Source organism: Psychroflexus planctonicus, assembly GCF_014640195.1.
In the GTDB taxonomy this organism is placed as follows: domain Bacteria; phylum Bacteroidota; class Bacteroidia; order Flavobacteriales; family Flavobacteriaceae; genus Psychroflexus; species Psychroflexus planctonicus.
Map to the genome: position 1 here is coordinate 1 of NZ_BMGM01000031.1, position 592 is coordinate 592.

At 45.6% G+C, this 592-nt stretch carries 1 protein-coding gene; it reads right to left on the minus strand.

Annotation, left to right across the window (positions count from 1 at the left end):
* A partial coding sequence (locus IEV72_RS13595) for an FIDD domain-containing protein (protein WP_188459664.1) occupies positions 1 to 592 on the minus strand: 592 nt, incomplete at both ends.

Genomic DNA, 592 nt, shown 5'->3' on the forward strand with positions numbered 1-592 from the left:
CGTAGCTACTTCTTGGTTGTCGGCTTGGTCTGCATTATTTTGTTGCTCATCGGCACATACTACTATTGGGGTGAGTTCTTCATCCGTGATCTCGGGTCTAGGCTCAATGGTAATTTCTACTTCAGCAATATTATCAATGTTGTAGCATCCGGTTACGATATGGGTTACTCTCAAGTACAGGATTTGTCCATTGCTGGCTTCGTATCCTGCGCCTAAGGCATTGGTTCCTGCTTCAGCATTGGCTTCGCTTAAGTGGAAGCTGTATTCGTAATTGGCTTGGTCTTGGTTTTCATTGGCTGGGTCGAGTACAGGAATGATTTCTGATGGACTGCCATTGGTTGCATCGTACAGACTAAAAGCGATTTCTTCTGCACTGGGTAATTGCGTAGGCTCGCCTTCGCATAAAGTATAACCAAAGGGTTGTCCTATTGGGTTGAGCTCTGGATTGGGTTCGACGATGATTTCTATTGGGGTGATGGTTGAACAGAAGTTGCCTTGGGCGTTACTGTCTAGTCTTAACCAAACCACTTGGGTGTTGGTTGGGAAGAAGTCTTCGTCTACTTCATTTAAACTCGGATCGTTGACATAGGCG